The 407-nt window shown below is 54.3% G+C and carries 1 protein-coding gene; it reads left to right on the top strand.

Annotated features, from left to right (window positions below; genetic code table 11):
• Positions 1-97 precede the first annotated feature (97 nt).
• Positions 98-407, top strand: a 310-nt coding sequence (locus KDM89_RS20070; protein ID WP_212689641.1) for an ATP-binding cassette domain-containing protein, incomplete at its 3' end; no start/stop codon positions are given.

Genomic DNA, 407 nt, shown 5'->3' with positions numbered 1-407 from the left:
CAGCCTTAGTGCAGTCTCAGTGCAGCCTCAGTGCAGCCTCAGTGTTATAGCAGCTGTGGCACTGCGGCTCACAGCCTTACTCCTAATTGAATTCTCTATGATACGTTTGCAACAAGTCATTCTCGCCCGCGGTACCAAACCTTTATTTGACAGCGTTGACGTGACGCTCAACCCCGGCGATAAAATTGGTCTGATCGGCTCCAATGGCGCGGGTAAGTCCAGCCTGTTCGCGATGCTGCGTGGAGAATTACATCCGGATCAGGGCAGTATAGAATTTCCAGCTAAATGGCAACTGGCGCACGTGGCGCAGGAAACACCGCCGCTGGAACGCAGTGCAATTGACTACGCGATTGATGGCGACGTCACCCTGCGTAAGCTGGAAGCCGAATTAGCCGCGCTGGAAGCAC

This window comes from Cognatundibacterium luofuense, assembly GCF_018139685.1.
In the GTDB taxonomy this organism is placed as follows: domain Bacteria; phylum Pseudomonadota; class Gammaproteobacteria; order Burkholderiales; family Burkholderiaceae_D; genus Undibacterium; species Undibacterium luofuense.
This window is presented reverse-complemented; position numbering and strand designations above follow the sequence as displayed.